Origin of the sequence: Pseudomonas agronomica (assembly GCF_025917275.1) — a bacterium.
Taxonomy (GTDB): Bacteria; Pseudomonadota; Gammaproteobacteria; order Pseudomonadales; family Pseudomonadaceae; genus Aquipseudomonas; species Aquipseudomonas agronomica.
Genome location: NZ_JAOSHO010000777.1, coordinates 1 through 1,598, shown reverse-complemented (window position 1 = coordinate 1,598; position 1,598 = coordinate 1). Strand labels below are relative to the sequence as shown.

2 protein-coding genes are annotated in these 1,598 nt (G+C 59.4%); both read right to left on the bottom strand.

The genetic code is table 11. The features are described 5' to 3' along the window. Window positions 1-83 precede the first annotated feature (83 nt). Window positions 84-875 (bottom strand): OmpA family protein, encoded by a 792-nt coding sequence (locus OC610_RS27050; RefSeq protein ID WP_264432394.1) that lies wholly within the window; start codon window positions 873-875, stop codon window positions 84-86. Window positions 876-923: 48 nt separating this feature from the next. Continuing rightward, complete coding sequence (locus OC610_RS27045) at window positions 924-1,337, bottom strand: DUF4398 domain-containing protein (protein ID WP_264432392.1); 414 nt, start codon at window positions 1,335-1,337, stop codon at window positions 924-926. Window positions 1,338-1,598 lie beyond the last annotated feature (261 nt).

The window sequence follows — 1,598 nt, the reverse complement described above, 5'->3', positions numbered from 1 at the left end:
AAGGGGTACAGCCAAATATATGCGGCCATGAAAAAGCCCCGCCTGACGAAACCAGGCGGGGCTTTTCAGTTGCACTCAACCGATCAGTTGGCGCTCATGGTCGAGCGCGGAGCAACGGGCTGGTTGTCGTTGGAGATGGTCACTTCCACACGACGGTTCATGGCGCGGCCCGAGACGCTGGTGTTGTCGGCGACCGGGAATTCCTTGCCATAGCCCTGGGTCACGATACGAGCCGGGTCGACGCCCATCTTCACCAGTTCGGTGCGCACGGAGCTGGCGCGGCGTTCGGACAACGATTGGTTATAGGAATCCGAACCGGTGCTGTCGGTGTAGCCTTCGATGATCACCTTGCGGTCGGGGTTTTCCTGGAGGAACTGCGCGAGCTTGCTCACATTGGTCATGCCGCTGGCGCGCAGGTCTGATTTGTTGGTGGCAAACAGCACGTCGCCGAAGGTCACCAGCGTACCGCGCTCGGTCTGCTTGGCGTTGAGGCTGTCCTGCAACTGCTTGATCTGCGCGTTGCGGGCTTCCAGCAATGCACGGGCGCGTTCGTCACCGGCGTTTTTCAGCTCGGCTTCGGCGTTGCGCAGGGCGATGGTCTGCTTGGCCACTTCGACACGCTGGTTGGTCAGGTAGGCCAACTGGTCGACCTTGGCTTCGTCTTCGTTATCCATGTAGGCCTTGTCGGCCTTGGCCAGGAAATCGGCGGCGTCCTTGGTTTCCAGCGCAGCCACTTTGGTCGCCGCCGGATCGGCCTGCAGCCCGTTGTAGTTGGTGCGCGCCTGTTCCAGGTTCGCGTTCGGGTCGTGGGAGCAAGCGGCCAGGGCTACGCAGGCGGCAAGCAGGGCGGGCATCATGAAATGTTTGTGCGTCATAGTCTGTCGTCCTTTTATCGATGAGAAATACGTCGTGGCGTGAGCGGTTTACTGAGCCTTGTTCATGCCTTCCTGACGCAGTTCCTGAACCCCTTTCTGAGAGTCCTTGAGAGCCTGTTCGGCCTTGGCGGCCTGGGCCTTGCGCTCGGCGACGCGGGCATCCCATTCAGCCTGTTCGGCCAGACGCTTGGCCTCTTCATAGTTTTCATCGTGCATGGCGATTTCGGCTTGCTTGAGTTTGTCCTGGGCCGCTTTCATTTCCACCGCGGCGAACTCGGTGCCGCCGGCGCTGACGGCGCTGTTGACCGCCGATTGCGTGACCGCGTATTGCTCCGAAGGTGGATTGCCGGCACAACCGGCCAGGATGAAGCTGCTACCGATAGCCAGGGCAGCCAACTTCAGGCCGCGCAGGCCAGTGGATGAGGGTTTGGCAGTGCAGGTATTCATAGGCTTCAACTCCATTGGAAAACTCCTGAAAAAACACGAATCCATGCTGGGACCGAAGCCGTGACGTCTGTTTTGGCGCGGGCGCCAGGGCGCGTTTATTTAAACGGCCGTTCCAGTATGGTTACTCGGTGTGACCCGAGGCGTTTTTCAAAAGTTCAGGCAAGGATGGCCATTCGCCAAAAGAATTGCTGACTGATCGGTCAGGGGTAAAAAAGCTGAACTTTCAAGGCGTGCAGCGGTATTCCGGGCGCCGTGAATATGTATTTTGGGGGGCGC

What these genes read in the sequence shown, in the direction of transcription:
- OC610_RS27050 (WP_264432394.1), bottom strand. Translation starts at nt 875, where the DNA reads ATGACGCACAAACATTTCATGATGCCCGCCCTGCTTGCCGCCTGCGTA.
- OC610_RS27045 (WP_264432392.1), bottom strand. Translation starts at nt 1,337, where the DNA reads ATGGAGTTGAAGCCTATGAATACCTGCACTGCCAAACCCTCATCCACT.